The 17,112-nt window shown below is 48.5% G+C and carries 16 protein-coding genes and 1 pseudogene; 7 read left to right on the forward strand and 10 right to left on the reverse strand.

Features of this window, described 5'->3' with window-relative positions:
• Nucleotides 1-98: 98 nt before the first annotated feature.
• From FH749_10610 to FH749_10630, 5 genes are all read right to left on the reverse strand, one after another.
• Nucleotides 99-1,727 (reverse strand): peptide ABC transporter substrate-binding protein, encoded by a 1,629-nt coding sequence (locus tag FH749_10610; GenBank protein MTI95916.1) that lies wholly within the window; start codon nt 1,725-1,727, stop codon nt 99-101.
• A 482-nt stretch (nt 1,728-2,209) separates the two neighbouring features.
• Nucleotides 2,210-4,030: a DNA mismatch repair protein MutS gene (locus tag FH749_10615; protein ID MTI95917.1), complete on the reverse strand. Its 1,821-nt coding sequence runs from the start codon at nt 4,028-4,030 to the stop codon at nt 2,210-2,212.
• A gap of 106 nt (nt 4,031-4,136) precedes the next feature.
• Nucleotides 4,137-5,600 carry a YdiU family protein gene (locus FH749_10620; GenBank protein MTI95918.1) on the reverse strand — a complete coding sequence of 488 codons (1,464 nt, stop codon included), beginning with the start codon at nt 5,598-5,600 and terminating at the stop codon, nt 4,137-4,139.
• 204 nt (nt 5,601-5,804) lie between these two features.
• The gene (locus FH749_10625) at nt 5,805-6,119 is read right to left on the reverse strand and encodes a type II toxin-antitoxin system RelE/ParE family toxin (protein ID MTI95919.1); all 315 of its coding nucleotides are present in this window, start codon (nt 6,117-6,119) and stop codon (nt 5,805-5,807) included.
• On the reverse strand, nt 6,116-6,379 hold the full coding sequence (locus tag FH749_10630; protein MTI95920.1) for a type II toxin-antitoxin system prevent-host-death family antitoxin: 264 nt from the start codon (nt 6,377-6,379) through the stop codon (nt 6,116-6,118). The genes FH749_10625 and FH749_10630 overlap by 4 nt, the downstream gene beginning before the upstream one ends.
• A gap of 258 nt (nt 6,380-6,637) precedes the next feature.
• Between FH749_10630 and FH749_10635 the strand changes: the two genes are divergently transcribed.
• The 3 genes from FH749_10635 (at nt 6,638) to FH749_10645 (ending at nt 9,081) form a co-directional block, all read left to right on the forward strand.
• On the forward strand, nt 6,638-7,819 hold the full coding sequence (locus tag FH749_10635) for a pyridoxal phosphate-dependent aminotransferase family protein (protein MTI95921.1): 1,182 nt from the start codon (nt 6,638-6,640) through the stop codon (nt 7,817-7,819).
• Nucleotides 7,816-8,613, forward strand: coding sequence for an SDR family oxidoreductase (locus FH749_10640; GenBank protein MTI95922.1), 798 nt, complete (start codon nt 7,816-7,818; stop codon nt 8,611-8,613). The genes FH749_10635 and FH749_10640 overlap by 4 nt, the downstream gene beginning before the upstream one ends.
• Nucleotides 8,614-8,727: 114 nt before the next feature.
• Nucleotides 8,728-9,081, forward strand: coding sequence for a DUF4349 domain-containing protein (locus FH749_10645; GenBank protein MTI95923.1), 354 nt, complete (start codon nt 8,728-8,730; stop codon nt 9,079-9,081).
• 211 nt (nt 9,082-9,292) lie between these two features.
• Here FH749_10645 and FH749_10650 read toward each other — a convergent pair whose 3' ends face one another.
• From FH749_10650 to FH749_10660, 3 genes are all read right to left on the reverse strand, one after another.
• Nucleotides 9,293-10,315 carry a DUF4065 domain-containing protein gene (locus tag FH749_10650; GenBank protein ID MTI95924.1) on the reverse strand — a complete coding sequence of 341 codons (1,023 nt, stop codon included), beginning with the start codon at nt 10,313-10,315 and terminating at the stop codon, nt 9,293-9,295.
• Between the two features lie 230 nt (nt 10,316-10,545).
• Nucleotides 10,546-10,785 (reverse strand): hypothetical protein, encoded by a 240-nt coding sequence (locus tag FH749_10655; GenBank protein MTI95925.1) that lies wholly within the window; start codon nt 10,783-10,785, stop codon nt 10,546-10,548.
• Nucleotides 10,786-10,899: 114 nt separating this feature from the next.
• On the reverse strand, nt 10,900-11,253 hold the full coding sequence (locus FH749_10660; protein MTI95926.1) for a hypothetical protein: 354 nt from the start codon (nt 11,251-11,253) through the stop codon (nt 10,900-10,902).
• Nucleotides 11,254-11,384: 131 nt separating this feature from the next.
• On the opposite strand from FH749_10660, the gene FH749_10665 reads away from it, so the two are divergent.
• Complete coding sequence (locus FH749_10665) at nt 11,385-12,584, forward strand: iron-containing alcohol dehydrogenase (protein MTI95927.1); 1,200 nt, start codon at nt 11,385-11,387, stop codon at nt 12,582-12,584.
• Between the two features lie 76 nt (nt 12,585-12,660).
• Here the strand turns inward: FH749_10665 and FH749_10670 are convergent.
• A pseudogene (locus FH749_10670) lies at nt 12,661-13,010 on the reverse strand (DUF2200 domain-containing protein).
• Nucleotides 13,011-13,082: 72 nt separating this feature from the next.
• On the reverse strand, nt 13,083-13,739 hold the full coding sequence (locus FH749_10675; GenBank protein MTI95928.1) for a hypothetical protein: 657 nt from the start codon (nt 13,737-13,739) through the stop codon (nt 13,083-13,085).
• Between the two features lie 495 nt (nt 13,740-14,234).
• On the opposite strand from FH749_10675, the gene FH749_10680 reads away from it, so the two are divergent.
• From FH749_10680 to mazF, 3 genes are all read left to right on the forward strand, one after another.
• Nucleotides 14,235-15,896, forward strand: coding sequence for a hypothetical protein (locus FH749_10680; GenBank protein ID MTI95929.1), 1,662 nt, complete (start codon nt 14,235-14,237; stop codon nt 15,894-15,896).
• A gap of 272 nt (nt 15,897-16,168) precedes the next feature.
• A complete protein-coding gene (locus FH749_10685) occupies nt 16,169-16,411 on the forward strand; it encodes an AbrB/MazE/SpoVT family DNA-binding domain-containing protein (GenBank protein MTI95930.1) in 243 nt (80 codons plus the stop codon).
• A complete protein-coding gene (mazF, locus tag FH749_10690) occupies nt 16,405-16,737 on the forward strand; it encodes an endoribonuclease MazF (protein MTI95931.1) in 333 nt (110 codons plus the stop codon). Before FH749_10685 ends, mazF begins: the two co-directional genes overlap by 7 nt.
• Nucleotides 16,738-17,112 lie beyond the last annotated feature (375 nt).

The raw sequence follows: 17,112 nt of genomic DNA on the forward strand, positions 1-17,112 counted from the left end.
CATATCCGATAATTCTTAATATAGAAAGGTCAAGGCGACAAAAAGGATTATATCTTCTTTTGTCGCCTTGACTTGTTTCTCGGAACGAATAGCGCCTATTATTTTGTCAGGTCGGTATAGATTAACTTAGCAGCTGCGCCCCCATACGAGGTATCCAAGCCGGTTACATAGTCCTGCTGGACATAGGCGAAGTTTTCGTAGGTGAGCATTACAAACGGACCATTGTCCAAGAGATACTGTTCAGCTTCCTGCAACTTGGCAAAACGTTCTGCCGGGTCGAGGATGTTGTTAACCGCATCAATTAGCTCATCATATGCAGGGCTGCCCCAGCGGGTCCAGTTGATGCCGCCAGTGCTGCGCCAGTATGCCAAGAAGATATAGGGATCGATGTCAGCCCCCATTGTCTGGTAATAGATGTCATACTCGCCCATGGCGGCGCCCTGAATTGCCTGGGGAATCGGCAGCATTTGAATCTCAATATTGGTCAAACCGAGAACCCGTTCCCAGGTGTCAATCAGCGCTTCTGCAACAGTCCTTCGGGCTGGAATCTCGAAGGTCACAAACGTAAGTGTCGGCAATTGGTCGATGCTTGTCCCCAATTCCTCCAGGGCCAGCTCCAGATATTCTTGGGCTTTATCGGTATCGCCAGTCAGGGGAACGGTATTTTGCACCGGATATTCATCGACGAAGTTGCCGTTTACCCCGGCATGAGTGGGATGGGCAAACCGGTTGGCGGACTCGGCAAACGGACTCACCGCGGCCGCGTTGTAAGCATCGCGGTCAATTGCGTAGCTCAGGGCGTTGCGGAAGTTAGCGTTGCTTGTCAGCGCGCCGCTCTCCGCGGTCTTGCCGGCCATGTTAAACTGCAGGAACGCGACATTACCCGCAGAACGGAGGTTGTGGTCGGGATAATTCACTTCCTGACCGCTGGGCAGTGAAGAAACATAGTCCAACTCGCCGCTGTCAAACATACTCAACCGTGTGTTGGCATCAGGAATAACCAAGAGCTCGATCCCATCTAAATTGACAGCATCGGCATTCCAATAAGTCTCATTCTTCGTCATCGTCAGCGAGGCCTCATGCTGCCATTCGGCCAAGATGAAGGGACCGTTGGACAAGAAGTGTTCGGGACTGGTGGCATAATTACTGCCGGCCGCCTCCACAAAGTCCTGGCGCAAAGGATAGAATGATGCTCTGGAAGCTAAGAGCGACAAGAAATAGGGAAGCGAGCGCTCCAGCGTAATTTCAAAGGTAGTTTCATCAAGCGCTTTTACCCCGACTTCACTGGCGTCGGTAATTTCGCCGGTATTAAATGCACGGGCATTAACGATGTCGTAGGCAATTTCGACTGTAGTTGAAGCTGTATCAGGGCTGAGAAAGCGCAGGAAGGCGTATTCAAAATCATATGCAGTAACAGGCTCCCCGTCTTCCCAAACAGAGTCACGCAGGAAGAAAGTGTAGGTCAGTCCATCTTCAGAAATTTCCCAGTCCTCAGCGACACCAGCAATAATCTCGCCGCCACTGTAGCGGACAAGGCCTTCGGAAAGATGGTACAACACATCCCCGCCCATGCTATCACTGGTTAGACTGGTATCAATGCTGACGGGCTCAACAGCATCGGCATAGGTAAAAATCTTCTCTCCGTCAGATTCTGCCGGCGTTGAACAGCCAGCTGCCGCAGACACAACTAATGTTAACGCAAACAAAAGGGCTAACAATTTTTTCATTCATTTCCCCTCCTCATTTTAATTACAGCGCTACAGATACTAGCTTCTTCATAAACCCCTCCCAAACCCATATTAGATTCTGTCGAGTAAATAAAATGATTAGACCAGGTGATTAGATTGTCGTGATTAGATAGAAGATTAGATAAGGAGATTAGATCCAAATTGTCGAAATGTGCTAACACTCTGTCAACCTTTACTAACGGTGTAACTATAGTCTACAAACTGTCAACCCCCGGGGTAAAAAAATTTGTCCCGCGTGTTACAACTATGTTACAGGTCCAGCTTAAACTGGCTCAGTTTTATTATAGGTGTTTTCACCGTCGTTTTCCTACAGCCAAATCGCAAACCATTAACCCAGCCAAATCGCAGAATTGGCGCCAGACAAAAGATCCAGCCCCCCTCTGGGGCTGGATCTCAAGTATTTAGCTCGTTAACAGCAAAATTGCACCCAATCCAGCAACAGCTTGTCAACCATGGTTGCTCTAATCTGCTTCTTCAACAATCCCCGCGAGCTTCATTAGATATAGCGCATTGCGGGTTTCCGATGGCCCCGGCCGCAACTGGTAATCAAAATAGATTTTATCATCCTCGTAGTACTCTTGGAAATGAAAGTTCGTTACTCGCTGATTCTCCGCTTCCAGCCCACAGAGCTCCAAATCATGGGTGGAAACCAGCCCAATGGCGTTGGTCCCTGTCAACTTGTTGATTAACACTTTCGCCCCTGTATGCCGATCCCGGGAGTTCGTGCCCTTAAACACCTCGTCCAGCAGATAAAAAACGCTTCTGCCCGCTTCCGCTTTCTGAACAATTTCCTTAATCCGCAAGAGTTCCGCATAGAAAGAGGACACGCTCTCGCCAAGATTATCGCCGATGCGCATGCAGGTATTTACTTCCATGAGGGAAGCCCGAAACTCCCGAGCGCATACCGGCGCGCCGGCATACGCCAGCACCAGGTTCACACCGGCAGTCCGCAAGAATGTGCTTTTCCCGGACATATTGGAGCCGGTGACCAACAACGCCCTGGTTCCGCCACCCAAAGCAATGTCATTCTGCCCCTTGCGCTCCGGCAATAACGGGTGGCCGATTGTCTGGGCCTCCAAAACCGCACCATCGTCGACGCACAGGTCGGGAAACACCCAGTCGGGATTCTCGAAGCGAATAATCGCCAGGCTGGCCAGGGCCTCAACCCTCCCCAGTGCCGCCAACCAGTCCTCCAGATATGCACCTGCCTGCTGTTTCCAACGCTCCAGGGCAATCAGGTTGCGAAAATCCCAGAGCAGCAAGATATTGAATACCATAAAGAACATATTCCTCCGGTCGCCGGCAGCATTCATCAAAGCAGCTAATTTGTCCAACTGCCGATATGCCGCTACCCCCACCTGTCCCTTCATGCCTTCTTTAATGTTAACAAGCAGCGGAGCTTGAAACTTCTCCTCCTCAACCAAGCGCAGCAACTGGTGATAGATTTGCAAGTCGGTTGCATAACGCTCCGCTAGGTTAAACACCCGCTCCCGCTCCTGCCGTTTATAGTTTAGGAGGGCGAACTGCAATACCAGCGCAGCTGCCGGCAGTATGCTGGGAATCAAATCGAAGCCAAAGGCCAAGATTAGTAGAACAATCGTAAGCGCGGGGCACAGCCGCATCAGCGCAATCACCACCGGCTTGCGGAAGAACTGATTTGCCTCCATTGCCCAGGCAATAATCTCCCCAGAATCCCTTGTTGCACCTTTGGCCAGCATCCCGGCGGCCTGGAACCGCTGCCGCCAGGATAGTTTATCCGCCAACTCGGCAACCGCCTGCTGGCGCTCAAGGATAGCGGCCCGATTGCCCTGGAGTTCGGACAACAACTCCCGGAGCTTCTGCCTGCCGGCAAAAGTCTTGGCAACACTGATCCATTGAAACACCGACCTAGGACCGAAAATGTCCAAATCACTGGTGTAGCTATGCTTGTCACCGACAAAATCCTTGCCCGCATCGGCAAACTGATCCCATGCTCCAGCCAGCCGCTGCAGGCCCTCGCTATTGATATCCCGGAGCAACGTAATCTGCTTAATCTCTTTAAGCGACTTGGCATGTGACACAACAAGCGAAACAAAGATGGCGGCAAACAGCAATAGACTAATTGTCAGCAAAAAATAATTAGCTTGCTGGTATGTAGTAATTGCTGCCACCACACCAAGGACAAACACTGCCAATCTCAGATTGCTGAGCCGGCGTTCAAATTTCTGCAGCCCCTTCAGCTGCCTATTATAACGAGCTTCTCTGTTCTCGTACTCCTGCTTTGGGGTGTTCAAGACATGCATCCTCCATTCCCAAGCTACGTATATTTCTCAAGCCAAAAGTCCAGGCCAGGCCCGGACTTTTATAATACCACATATGCACTTGTATCAGGTTTTTCCAACCAATTTTCTAAGTGCCGCAGAAAGTCTGATACGGCTCAGCCGATGGTGGCGGCGGTTCGGTGAATGCCACCTGCTCCGGAGAGTGGGCAAAGGGATCGCTCAGCACCAAGAGCACTCGCTCCATCACTTCCAGGTCGCCGTCATCGACGGCGGCGGCCAGCGCTTCTTCCACCCGGTGGTTGCGGGGAATCACTGCCGGGTTAGTGTTCCGCATCAAGTCCAGGCTTAGGGACCGAGATTCCTGCTGCCGGCCCAGCCGCGCCTGCCATTTCTCGTGCCACTGGGAAAACTCTTCACTGGCAAAGAAAGGTCCCTCCAGCTCCTCAATTGTCAAAGCCCTGAAGGTATTGGTAAAATCTGCCGCCTGCTGCTGCATCAGCTTTAGGAGTTCATCAACCAAGGCTTCATCTTCCGCTTCCTCGTTGAATAACCCCAGTTTGGCGCGCATGCCCTGCAACCAATTGTAGTCGAAGAGGGCATTATAATCGGCAATCGCATCTTCCGCCAGTTTAATCGCCCTGTCCTGCTCATCAGCCAACAACGGCAGCAGGGTTTCTGCAAACCTCGCCAGATTCCAGGCGCCAATCTGTGGCTGATTGCCATAGGCATAGCGGCCGTGTCTGTCTATCGAACTGAAAACTGTCTCCGGATCGTACGCGTTCATGAACGCACAGGGTCCGTAATCGATTGTCTCGCCGCTGAGCGCCAGATTGTCTGTGTTCATTACGCCATGGATAAAGCCAACCAACTGCCAGCTGGCAATCAGCGCCGCCTGGCGCTTGGCAACTTCCAGTAACAGCTTCAGATAGCGGTCCTCCCGGCCGATATGGGGAAAATGCCGTTCAATTGTGTACTCGGCTAGGGCCCGGAGGTCATCCTCACTGCCCCACTGGGACGCATACTCAAAAGTGCCCACCCGGATGTGGCTGGCTGCCACCCGAGTAAGGATAGCGCCAGGAAGCACCGATTCCCGGTAAACCTCTTCCCCGGTGGCCACCACTGCCAGACTGCGGGTGGTGGGAATACCTAGGGCATACATCGCTTCGCTAATAATATATTCCCTGAGCATCGGCCCCAAGGCAGCGCGACCGTCTCCCCCGCGGGAATACAAGGTTTTTCCCGAGCCCTTCAGTTGGATGTCAAAACGCTCCCCCGGGGGCGTAATCTGTTCCCCCAGCAAAACTGCCCGGCCATCCCCCAACATCGTAAAATGGCCAAATTGATGCCCGGCATACGCCTGGGCCAGGGGCAGAGCGCCCGGCGGCAGCTTATTCCCCGCAAACACCGCCACCCCCTCACTACCCCGAAGCACCTTAGGTTTCAGGCCCAGCTCCTTGGCCAGCGACTCATTGAGCACAACTAACCGGGGCGACGGGACCGGTTCCGGCTTCTGCCGACTGAAAAATTTCTCCGGTAAATTCGCATAGCTGTTATCAAAATTCCATCCGGGATTGTCTTTTACTTTACTCATCGCCATCCCCTTATCTTTTCGGCTTCTAATCTATTTATAGCTTTCTCAAACAGCTGCAAATGAACTCTAGGAATTGAGATAATTCTCTTAGCTAGTTGAGAATTAGTTGACCCCCAACCACTTTCCAGGTTGCGTCTCGCGGCCCAGTCGTACATTGTAAGAGCACGGATAGTATAAAGTACAGCAGCCCCAAGCATCTCGGGGCTACAACAAATGTTTCCAATCCCGTCTTCCATATAGAATGCGAATAACCGTAACGGTGTCATCTTGTTCAGAAATCATATAAAAAGCGACATAATTTTCCACAATCAGCTTGCGAATCCCTTGGGTGGCAAGGCGTTCGTCTGTTGCCATAGCATGACGGGTCGGTAATTTGTCCAGACTCATCACAGCTTTTTTGATTTTACCCACCAGTTTTTTTGCTATGACAGGCTCAAGCAGTTCCTCGGAAATATATTCGGCAATGGCTTGCAAATCGTCCGCCGCCGGTTTCGTCATTAGAACCTTATATTGATTCATTTTGACAATCGGTTTTCAATTTTTTCAAATACACTCTCTGCAGATACAACTCTGTTGTCTTTTACAGCTTCCATTCCTTCATCCAGCAGCTTATACAGTTCAAGCTTTCCAACAAGCTTTTCATACGTAGCTATGCTCATGACCGCCAAATCTCCCCGCCCGTTCTTGGTAATATAAACAGGTTCGGAATACTGGTGGCAAAACTCCGAAATCTCGTTGTACTTGTTTCTCAAATCAGAACTTGGTCTGATGTTTGGCATAGTGCACACCTCCAGCCATGTTATATGCATATTCTATCAATATACAGATATGCGGTCAAGGTAGTCCGACCACTAGCGGATAAACTTGCACAAAAACTTTTCCACAGGTCTTCCCACTGGACTGCCGAATGTAATATAATGTAATTGCACAACTCCATTTACTGGTAATAGATGGGAGGTTTGGCCTGGCAGGAGCTCGGTACACTTTTATCACCTGGATTTACCATTCCAGGCACCAAGGACGAAGGAGGTATTATAATGTCTTTATTTACTAAGTGCGAGAAGTTTACCGACGCAACCGATGCGCAAAAAATGGGACTTTACCCCTATTTTCATGAGCTCCATTCCCAGCAGGATGTGGAAGTAATCATGGAAGGTAAACGCCGTATTATGCTGGGCTCCAACAACTATTTGGGCCTAACCGCCGATGAAGGCGTGAAACAGGCAGCAATCGCCGCAATCGAAAAATACGGAAGCGGCTGCTCCGGCTCCCGGTTTCTGAACGGCACTTTGGATCTGCACACAGAGCTGGAACGCAATCTAGCCCGTTTCCTACGCAAAGAAAGCGCCTTGACATTTTCTACTGGGTTTCAAACAAACCTGGGCATCATCAGCACAATCTGCGGACGCAATGACTATATAATTTCCGACAAGGAAAACCACGCCAGCATTTACGATGGCTGCATGCTCAGTTACGCGAAGCATCTGCGCTTCAAACACTCAAATATGGAAGACCTGGAACGGGTGCTGGCCTCGATTCCGGAAGATGCCGGCAAACTAATTGTCACCGACGGTGTATTCAGCATGAGCGGCGATATCTGTCGCCTGCCGGATATAATTGAGCTTAAAAACAAATACAAAGCCCGGGTGTTGGTGGATGACGCCCACGGCTTGGGGGTTCTCGGCGAAGGAGGCCGGGGCACCGCCTCCCATTTCGGCCTGGAGGATGAAGTGGACATGATCATGGGTACCTTCTCCAAATCATTGGCCAGTCTCGGTGGGTATATGGTTGCCTCGGAAGTTGTCGCAAATTATATCAAACATAAATCCCGCCCGTTCATTTTCTCTGCCTCCATCCCACCTGCTTGCTGTGCCGCGGCCATAAAAGCACTGGCAATCCTCGAGAACAATCCGGAACGGGTGGACAAGCTTGCCCATCTGGCTAAGTATATGAAAGCTGCCTTAAGAAACCGGGGCATCAAGATTCAGGACTCACCCACCCCGATAATCCCCATCTATACTACAGATGTAATCACCACCCTCACGGTAAACAAACGCTTGTTTGAAGCCGGAGTATATGTCAATCCTGTCCTGCCACCGGCGGCGCCGGCAAATGACTGTCTGCTCCGTCTCAGCCTGATGGCAACCCACACCGAAGCCCTACTGGACGAAGCTGCAGATATAATCGAAGCAGTAATGAAGGAGGCAAATCTGGCATGAGCCAGACGCCAAAGGTTGTTGCGATCACTGGTGCTTCCAGCGGTATTGGCAAAGAAACGGCGCTACTGTTTGCCAAGAAATGTTGGACTGTCTACAACCTCAGCCGCAGGCCGTCAGGCCTCCCCCAGGTAACTGATATTTCAGTGGACGTAACCGATGAAAAAGCGGTCAAAACAGCTTTTGACCAAATCCAGCAACAAAGCGGCCGCCTGGACTTACTAATTAACAACGCCGGCTTTGGCATTGCCGGCGCGGTGGAATTTACTGAGCTGCACGAAGTCAGACGTCAATTTGATGTCAATTTCTTTGGCACCCTTAACAGCATAAAGGCTGCTCTGCCCATGCTGAAAAAACACAGGGGCAGGATCATCTCTGTTTCTTCTGTAGCCGCTGTATTTGCCATCCCCTTTCAATCCTTTTATTCTGCAACCAAGGCGTCGGTAAACACCCTGACCAATGCCCTGGCCAATGAGTTGAAGCCATTTGGCGTAAGCGTGTGCGCTCTGCAGCTGGGGGATGTGAAAACAGACTTCACCGCTGCCCGGGCCAAATCTCTGGCCGGGGATGATGTTTATGGCGGCGCCATCAGCCACAGCGTCGCCGTTATGGAGCGGGACGAACAAAATGGAATGCCGGCAGAGCAGATTGCCCTGGCCATCTACAAAATTGCTAAAAAACCCAGAGTTAAGCCTCTGTACACCATAGGGTGTAAATACAAACTCTTTGTCTTCCTCAACAAGTTGCTGCCCAATGCCTTGGTAAACTCCTTAATCAGAAAGATTTACGTGCAGTAAATAAGACTGACTCCCGGGCGAAATAGAACCAACCAACCCGCTACTTCGTCTTACTAACAGCATATCCGCGCAGGGATTGTCCCTGCACTATATTGAAGGGAGAGGATTGCAGCTATGCAGAGACATAAAGTTTTGCTGGTCATCTTGCTTGCCATTGCCCTTATTGTCGGCGGCTGTGGCTCATCGGATTCTTCCATGCCTGGCGCTCCCGATTTCGAAGAAGATCGGGGGGGCGACGATTATGCTGAAGCCCCCGGTGAAGGTGAGGAGCAAGGCCCCCGCTACCGCATCTACCAGGGATCCCTCCGAGTAAAGGTTGAGGATACTGAGGCGGCTGTCAAGGAGCTCAGTCAGAGGGCTGAATCGCTTGGTGGATATATCGAAGACTCCCAGCAGTGGGATTCTACATCTCCTTCAGCTTTTATCGTCCTGCGGGTGCCCCAGCCAGAGCGTAACCCTGTTTCTTAACCTCATCAGCTACCTGTTTATCCTCATAATAGCTGCCTTACCAATTCTCCTACCACTAGCTTTAATTCTTCTGGTCTGGAGCCGTTTCCGCAAACGCAAAGTTGAATCAACTAAGCCCGATGACAATCAGGACTAACAAACCATCATATAGCAAAGAGGCGCCGCGGCGCCTCTTTATTGTTGCAAGCCTACATTATCCGGATAAACCATTTCAGGACTCAAAATTCTTCAGGCTATCCCCATACTTATAGGAGATTAATTGTCTTTCTTTAGTCTTAACGTAGGCCTCCTCCTGATGAGAGTATTCAGAGATCTCTTTTGCATTAAAGCTTCGGAAAAACTCAAGAACATCCTTCATTGTAGCTAACTCTCCTTCAGTGAAAACCGATAAATCTGGCTGTTTATGAGGCTCGATATATTCCCCCTCATAGCTTCCGAATGGTTGTATAGATACAATATTGTTTTCAGTCAGATAATCCAGGAGTAGGCCGTGATTCAGGGGAACGGGTCCATAAGGTAAATGTTGGTACGGAATTCCACTTACGGAGTGGCTAAACCTCTTGTAGTTGACGAAATCAGCGTAAAACAAATACTTCATCAGCTTGCTTTTCGCTAGCTCGGGGTTAGCACTGGAGAAGAACAAAACCATATTACACATATTATCTATTTCAAACTCTCTGAAACCAAGAAAATGAGGATTAATGTACTTATAACGTTCAGACAAAAGTTCACCTAAATCTACCTGGATGTCCGGATTGTTCCCAGCTAAAGAAGCTTCTAATCTCTTTCGGTCCAGTCGTCCCAATTTTTCTTTTACTCGCAAGTACATTCGCTGGACAAAATCAGTATTGTCTCTAATCAAAATCAAAGTGTTCATGTGGGCAGAATCGGGTAAAGCTCCGGTTTCATAGCGGGCAACTGTATTTGGACTCCATTTTAGCAAAGTGGCAAAACCACGTTGAGATAGCCCGTAACGTTCCCGTACCGCCCGTATTTCTTTAGGGGAAAGCAGTTTATGCCGCTTACGATATTTGTCATATACCTTTTGAATAGTTAACTCATCTAACTCTTCGTCAAATATCGGGGTGTTACATCTGTTACAAATTCTGACCGCTGTCTCTAAATCAATATTTTCTCCTCGAACCGCATATACTTCTTGCTGCTCCTCAACTCTAGTATCACTGTCCTGGTCACACTCGGGACAGTAATAAACGTTTTCACGGTCATCTTTCATTTTCACACCCTCCAATCTTTTTAAGGTTTTTAGTTTATTATAATTAGACTTTGTTCTAATATATTTATTCCTTTTAGGCCATACCTCCAGCTAATTAGTTATCCTGGTTGGGAATATTGTAACAAATTCAAATAGTTCATGCAACCAATTGGTAGCAGTAAAGCTGAAAAAAATGGCTTCAGCTTGAAAAAACTGAGAGCCATTTACCCCATACCATATCATTTTGCGATTCAGAACGAATCAATCATCTTCACCAGGTTATTTTTAACAACATCAATTTCCTCCAGCAACGGCCGCAATCTGTCCTGCCATCCCCCTTGGTTATATCGCGTCGCATATCTGATAATCGCTTCGATATCTTCAGAGTTAAGTGTGTACGTGTTCGCCTCAGGATTGTAGCCCTGCTGCAGCCTCCTTAGCAGCGACTGGAATCCTCCAGACCCCTTCACCTCTCGCAGCAATGGCTCCATAACTTCCTCTCGGACTCTGATAAAACAATTTTAAACATAGCTTCCTCCAGTAGGCTAAATTGAAGACGGCGCTACCATCCTCGTCCTCTTCCCTTATTATACTTAAAGCTTAATCTAAAAACAGGCAGCCCTAATTTTAGAATATGTCTTGCTGTCTGTGCTGGCCAGCAACTTCCGACCATCCTTAAATCGGGCAACAAAGGTGACCTGTGTCCTCCTCCCGCCAATCAGTAAGCCGCCCAGCAGGCCGACAGGACCAAAGGCAATCCCGCCGATCGCCCCCCAACCCAAGGTGCCACTGAGCTTTTTAACATCCCTTTCTGTCACCACTTCCAGCTCTTCAATTGAACTGGCAGGGATCCTTTCGCCAAAAAAACGGTGTTGAGCTGTCCGCAGTGCAAAGGCACCAAAACCAAACTCACCTGAACCTTTGAGAAAATCCCCGGCATGCACCCGTACCTTAGCCATGGCAATCCCCCTCCCACACTAACCACATAAAATTATAGCAGGTCGCCGCGACAAAAATGTTCGGACATTTAGAGGGATATCAGGCCAATCTCAAGAATAATTCTCTAATAAATAAACAATGGGGGGATATTATGTTTAAACTGTATTGCCGAACATATCAGGGTGTGTTAAAGCTTTCCTCGTATGTATTGCCCTGGCGCCAGCCCTATTTGTTGGAAGGCGAGGGGAGCCTGCAGGAATTGCCCAAATTAATGAAGGCAAAGGACCTAAACAATGTCCTTATAGTTACTGATGCAGGGCTTGTTGCTCTAGGGCTTATGGATGATATGCTCGCCGGCTTCGCTGAGAATGGGATTGCGTACACAGTCTACGATAAAACTGTACCCAACCCGACCATCGACAATATCGAGGAAGCCCTGGAGATGTACAAGCGCAATAGCTGTGTTGGAATCGTTGCCTTTGGCGGCGGCTCGCCTATGGACTGCGCCAAGGGTGTGGCTGCCAGGGTGGCCAGACCCAAAAAAAGCATCCCTCAGATGAAAGGCCTCCTCAAGGTACTAAAAAAGATTCCACCGCTTGTGGCGGTACCTACCACTGCAGGCACTGGCAGCGAGGTTACCCTGGTCGCAGTTATAACCAATAGCAAGACCCATGAGAAGTATGCAATTACCGATACAGCCCTTATCCCTCACTACGCAGTGCTGGACCCGCTCTTGACCGTAAACCTGCCACCCCATATTACTGCCACCACCGGCATCGATGCCTTAACCCATGCAGTTGAAGCGTACATCGGCCGAGCTAATACCGTGCAAACAAAAAAGGACAGCCGGGAAGCTATTGAACTGATCTTTGCCAACCTCTACCGCGCCTATAGTGACGGCACGGATATTGCTGCCCGCTCCAATATGATGAAAGCAGCATACCTGGCAGGGGCAGCCTTTACAAGGGCTTATGTCGGTTATGTCCATGCAATCGCCCATACCCTGGGGGGCTTTTACTCGATTCCCCACGGCCTGGCTAATGCTGTAATCCTGCCATATGTCCTGGAATACTTCGGCCAGTCAATCCACGACAAGTTAGCAGAGCTTTCGGATTTGGTGAAATTAAGTCAGGCGGGGGATACAGACGCCGAGAAAGCCAAACGCTTTGTTGCGGCCATTAAAGAACTGAACCAGAAGATGGACATTCCAGAAAAGATTAAGGGCATCGAGGAAAAGGATATTCCCCTGATGGTGGAAAGAGCCTTAGCAGAGGCCCATCCCCTTTATCCTGTTCCTAAAATTATGTCTAAGCAGGAAATGACTGAAATCTATTATCTGATTAAGGAGTAACCTGTAGCTCCAAGAGTTCCAGAAGCATAACAAGAAATAACAAGGTCCTACTGGCATGCCAGCTGGGCCTTGCTAATTATTTCCGCAGAATTTTCTCCATCGCTTTTCCTTTAGCTAACTCATCAATCAGCTTATCCAAATAGCGAATTTCCCGCATGGTTGGTTCTTCAACATTCTCCACCCGCACGCCGCAGACCACACCTTTAATTAATTCCCGGGCAGGATTCATCCCAGGAGCTTCGGCGAAGAAGGTCTCAAAGTCTGTCTGCTTTCCAGCTGCGCTTCAAGCTCTTCCTGACTATAGCCTGTCAACCAGCGGATAATTTCATCGACCTCTGTTTTCGTCCGTCCTTTCTTCTCCGCCTTTGCAACATACATGGGATAGACTTTTGCAAAGCTCATTGTATATATTTTGTGTTTGCTCATAATCCACCTCAATCATACAATTTCATTTAATGATACCACGAAAAATAGTCGGGCACAAAACAAAAAGACCGTTTAATCGCCAATAATCACATACATCCCAGACTTCAAGCCATCCATGGTATAAGCCTCACCATCGATGAGAAAGGTATCTTCATCCTGCCAGTCAAGATTCCAGCGTTCATTCCATTCCCCATGAAACACTAGCCAATCCCGGCTCAACACCCCCGGAACCATCGCCTCCCGAATATGCACACTGGTACCCCCACCAAGCGCTCCTGCATTAACTTCTCTAGCGTGTATTACATACTGCCCCCCAGGGGACGGAACTATACCTAGGACTGTATCACTGCCCATCACAGTGGAAAACCCAACCAGCAACAAAACAGGCAGGACGCCTACAATGAACAGCACCGTAACCAGCGTTGCCCTGAGTGCAGGCACAATTTCACCGAAGCCGCCACTGCGGAACAATTTAAACGCAGTTAGCACAAAGAGCAGAGAAACTGCCCAGGGCACCCAGCGACCAAGGGCGACAAGATAAACCAGGTTTGAGACAGGTACGTAACTAAGGCCAAGCGATACCCCAGAGATCATACAAAGCGCGAGCAGCAACCACGGTGAACTTACTCGCTTCCAAACCGCCCACAGAGCTACAATCGTCAGCAGCCAGAAGATTACCTGCCCGCCCAGCTCCAAGATTATCCTCAGCTCAAAGAAAAGAATAGACAAAAAGATAAGCAATCCAATATAGACAAACGGCACCCACTTAAGATGTTTAACTGTTACCAGCTCCTTTACCCAGATTTACTATGCAAAATCAAACACCAACCCTAGATGGCATGACCTGATTGAACCGATTAAAGAATTCAACAAACTTGTGGTTGAATGCAAAGAACCTAAAAAGCACCGTGCTTCCGATTGGTGATGGTGTACTGGTAGCCGTCAAGAGGTAAATCCACTCCAACGCCGTGCATGCCCCCCACCCAAAGTAATACTGGCCAAATTGTGGACAATTCCAATGTCTACCGGTAGAGTACCAGTTGAACCATCTAGACAAAACCGCTTCACTCAAGATGCATAAGTGTAACTAATCCAATTTAAAATTCATCCAATTAGCATTTAATAAGGCAGGGCATTAAAGAAAGCCTTCCGATTTTAGAATGACGAAACCCATTACATGCTTTATAATCACAGTAAAGATTTATTCACAGGGGGGGCTAATAGATGAATATCCGGGACTTTGAAAAAAATATCTCCGAAGTAATTCTCCAACGTGGCTGGGACTATTTTCAGACAGACCGAGTCACATCCCTTGAACAGGAAGATGCTATTACCTATGTAGCATTTGTCGAGGGAACAGACCTTTACTCTGTGACCGTCACCCTAGATGGCGCAGAGAACATCGAACACTCTAATTGCGACTGTCCTTACGATGCGGGACCATTTTGCAAACATGAAGTTGCCGTATTCTTTGCCATACGCGACCTTTACGAAGAGTCCACCACTGTCACACAATTTAAATCAACTACCAACCACAAAGACATCCGCAACACACTTTCCAGCCAGAGCAAGGACAAGCTGGTGGAATTCATCCTCGGTTTAACTGACTCCTACCCAGAAATCCGGCAAAAAATCAACCTGCAATTTTCTGGCGATACCAAATCCGAAACCCTGATTCATTGCCGGAGGCTAATTCACACTTACCTGGACCGCCATAGCGACCAATCCGGATTTATCGGCTACCACCAAGTTGATGAAGCCCTCACTGGTGCGGAAATGGTCTTGAACAAGGCGAATACCTTGGTTGAGGAGGAAGAATTCAGTACAGCCTTAGTCGTGTATTTCACAATTCTCCAAGAAATTGTCCCTACCCTGGACTATTGTGACGACTCCGACGGCTTCATGAGCGGTCTAATCAATGAAACGCTCGATTCAATAAGCGTACTAAGCCACAAGGCCCAAGTACACCCTGAAATTAACATTCTTGAATTGTTTGAGAAAACCTTTTCGGAAGCCCAAAAAGATATCTACTCAACCTGGAATAATGAATGGCAATTATCCCTCCTGGAAACTTGCGCACTGCTGGCGCCAACTTCCAGCGAACGAAGCAAACTAGATCACTATCTTAACCAAATCTCAAAATCCAGTCAGGACAAGTATTACGAGGATGAAATAGCCTTACTCCGCCATCAATTGCTAGACGAAGACAACCCGAAACTAGCTGCAGAATATCTGCAACAAAACATCCATCGCCCCGACTTCCGGAGAATGGCAATCAATTCTGCCCTGGAGGCGGAAGATTACTCTACCGCAGAAAAATTAGCCCTTGACGGTGAAAGCCATGACGCCCGATTCCGAGGCTTGGTCAGTGACTGGAAGAAAATGCGCTACGAGACATACAAAAAATCTGGGCAGCTGGAAAAGCAACGCACCCTGGCCAAGGAGTTAGTCCTCGGCAACAGCATTGAGCATTACAAAGAACTAAAGGCCGCTTACCCGACTGACCAATGGCCAGAAGTATATTCTGAGGTAATCCAAATGCTCGAACAAAAGCAAAGCCGCATTTACACCGAAGTATTGCTCGCCGAAGAAGACATGCCCAGGCTAATGAAATACCTAAGCAAGCATAAATACCAAGTGACTGACTATTATCGTCATTTGCTGCCTGATTACAAAGAAGAAGTAACAGTCATCATGACAGAGCTAATTCTGGAAAAGGCAACGGATGCCGGTAATCGCAGCCACTACCGGAAAATCTGCTCACTTATCCGGAAACTAAGAAAAATAGCCGACAGAGATGCCGTTGAGGCCATAGTTAACAAACTAAAGAAGAGATATCCCCAACGACCTGCCTTCCAGGACGAGTTATCAAAGATCCGCTACTAATTTCCGCAATGTTCTTCTTCTCGATGCCAAAGATCGATATGCATATACAACCAGCCTTTAAAATGGCTGGTTGTGTTTTGTCCAACCTAACCCATTTGTCATCAATGCAATGATTATCCAGCAAGAACTCCTCCCGGTATACTGCAAGGGTAGTCTTGCCGGAGCCCGCGACCACCGTATGGCCACTGGGCTTGGCGGTAATCAGCAAAGTTGCACACTTCAGACATTACATGTATAATCATTGTAGATACGTTAAATGGAGCGTGATTATAATGCGTGTTAAAGTGCAGAAGTGGGGCAACAGCATAGCGTTGCGCATCCCCAAATCCTTCGCAACAGAAATCAACTTGCAAAATGGGTCTACCGTCAACCTGTCACTGAAAGATAATCGATTAATTATTGAGCCTATAGACACTGGTGAATACGAGCTAGAGGAATTACTTTCTAAAGTAACAGAAGACAATCTCCACAAAGAATATCTTGTCGATAAACCAGTTGGCGATGAACAATGGTAAGTTACGTACCTGCAAGAGGTGATCTTGTCTGGTTAGATTTCTCACCGCAAACCGGCCACGAACAATCCGGGCACAGACCAGCAGTCTGCCTGTCCCCCAGACAATATAATCAGAAGGTAGGTCTCGCCTTATTTTGTCCAATTACCGCCCAGAGCAAAGGTTATCCTTACGAGGTAGCGCTACCGTCTACATTACACGTTTCTGGAGTTATCCTGGCAGACCAAGTAAAAAGTTTTGATTGGAAGGCGCGTAATGCTAAGTTTATTGAAACACTACCACAAGCAAAGATGCAGGAAGTGCTGGGAAAACTAAACACATTGTTATAGCTGGCGTCCGACTGCTTGGCATTACTCAGATAACTCTTGAGCTGGTCCAGGCCCTGTCAAAGCCGGGCCTGGCCTTAACCTCACAAAAGAATGTAGGGCACTAACTTACCATCCCGATTAAGTTGAACACAGATATCGAGGCATCTTACTGACAATATTTAACTTGACCATCGATTTGTACAGGTAACAAACCGTAGGAGGCTTTGTCAGCGCTGTTTTTGCTGAGCCATATAGCCCATAAGTTGACGGTATTGCCTGTCCAACAACTGCTAGGTATAATGACCTTATCTTATGAAAGGAAAGGACGCCCCGTTAGCGTGCTACCCATTACAGCAGCACCAGGGCGTCCCAACTCAAAAACCATGGTCATTATAT

The sequence above is a fragment of the Bacillota bacterium genome, from assembly GCA_009711825.1.
Taxonomy (GTDB): domain Bacteria; phylum Bacillota; class Proteinivoracia; order UBA4975; family VEMY01; genus VEMY01.

Bases quoted from the DNA above. Each gene is read 5' to 3' on its own strand.
- FH749_10610 (MTI95916.1), bottom strand. From the start codon at position 1,727: ATGAAAAAATTGTTAGCCCTTTTGTTTGCGTTAACATTAGTTGTGTCT.
- FH749_10615 (MTI95917.1), bottom strand. From the start codon at position 4,030: ATGCATGTCTTGAACACCCCAAAGCAGGAGTACGAGAACAGAGAAGCT.
- FH749_10620 (MTI95918.1), bottom strand. From the start codon at position 5,600: ATGAGTAAAGTAAAAGACAATCCCGGATGGAATTTTGATAACAGCTAT.
- FH749_10625 (MTI95919.1), bottom strand. From the start codon at position 6,119: ATGAATCAATATAAGGTTCTAATGACGAAACCGGCGGCGGACGATTTG.
- FH749_10630 (MTI95920.1), bottom strand. From the start codon at position 6,379: ATGCCAAACATCAGACCAAGTTCTGATTTGAGAAACAAGTACAACGAG.
- FH749_10635 (MTI95921.1), top strand. From the start codon at position 6,638: ATGTCTTTATTTACTAAGTGCGAGAAGTTTACCGACGCAACCGATGCG.
- FH749_10640 (MTI95922.1), top strand. From the start codon at position 7,816: ATGAGCCAGACGCCAAAGGTTGTTGCGATCACTGGTGCTTCCAGCGGT.
- FH749_10645 (MTI95923.1), top strand. From the start codon at position 8,728: ATGCAGAGACATAAAGTTTTGCTGGTCATCTTGCTTGCCATTGCCCTT.
- FH749_10650 (MTI95924.1), bottom strand. From the start codon at position 10,315: ATGAAAGATGACCGTGAAAACGTTTATTACTGTCCCGAGTGTGACCAG.
- FH749_10655 (MTI95925.1), bottom strand. From the start codon at position 10,785: ATGGAGCCATTGCTGCGAGAGGTGAAGGGGTCTGGAGGATTCCAGTCG.
- FH749_10660 (MTI95926.1), bottom strand. From the start codon at position 11,253: ATGGCTAAGGTACGGGTGCATGCCGGGGATTTTCTCAAAGGTTCAGGT.
- FH749_10665 (MTI95927.1), top strand. From the start codon at position 11,385: ATGTTTAAACTGTATTGCCGAACATATCAGGGTGTGTTAAAGCTTTCC.
- FH749_10680 (MTI95929.1), top strand. From the start codon at position 14,235: ATGAATATCCGGGACTTTGAAAAAAATATCTCCGAAGTAATTCTCCAA.
- FH749_10685 (MTI95930.1), top strand. From the start codon at position 16,169: ATGCGTGTTAAAGTGCAGAAGTGGGGCAACAGCATAGCGTTGCGCATC.
- mazF (MTI95931.1), top strand. From the start codon at position 16,405: ATGGTAAGTTACGTACCTGCAAGAGGTGATCTTGTCTGGTTAGATTTC.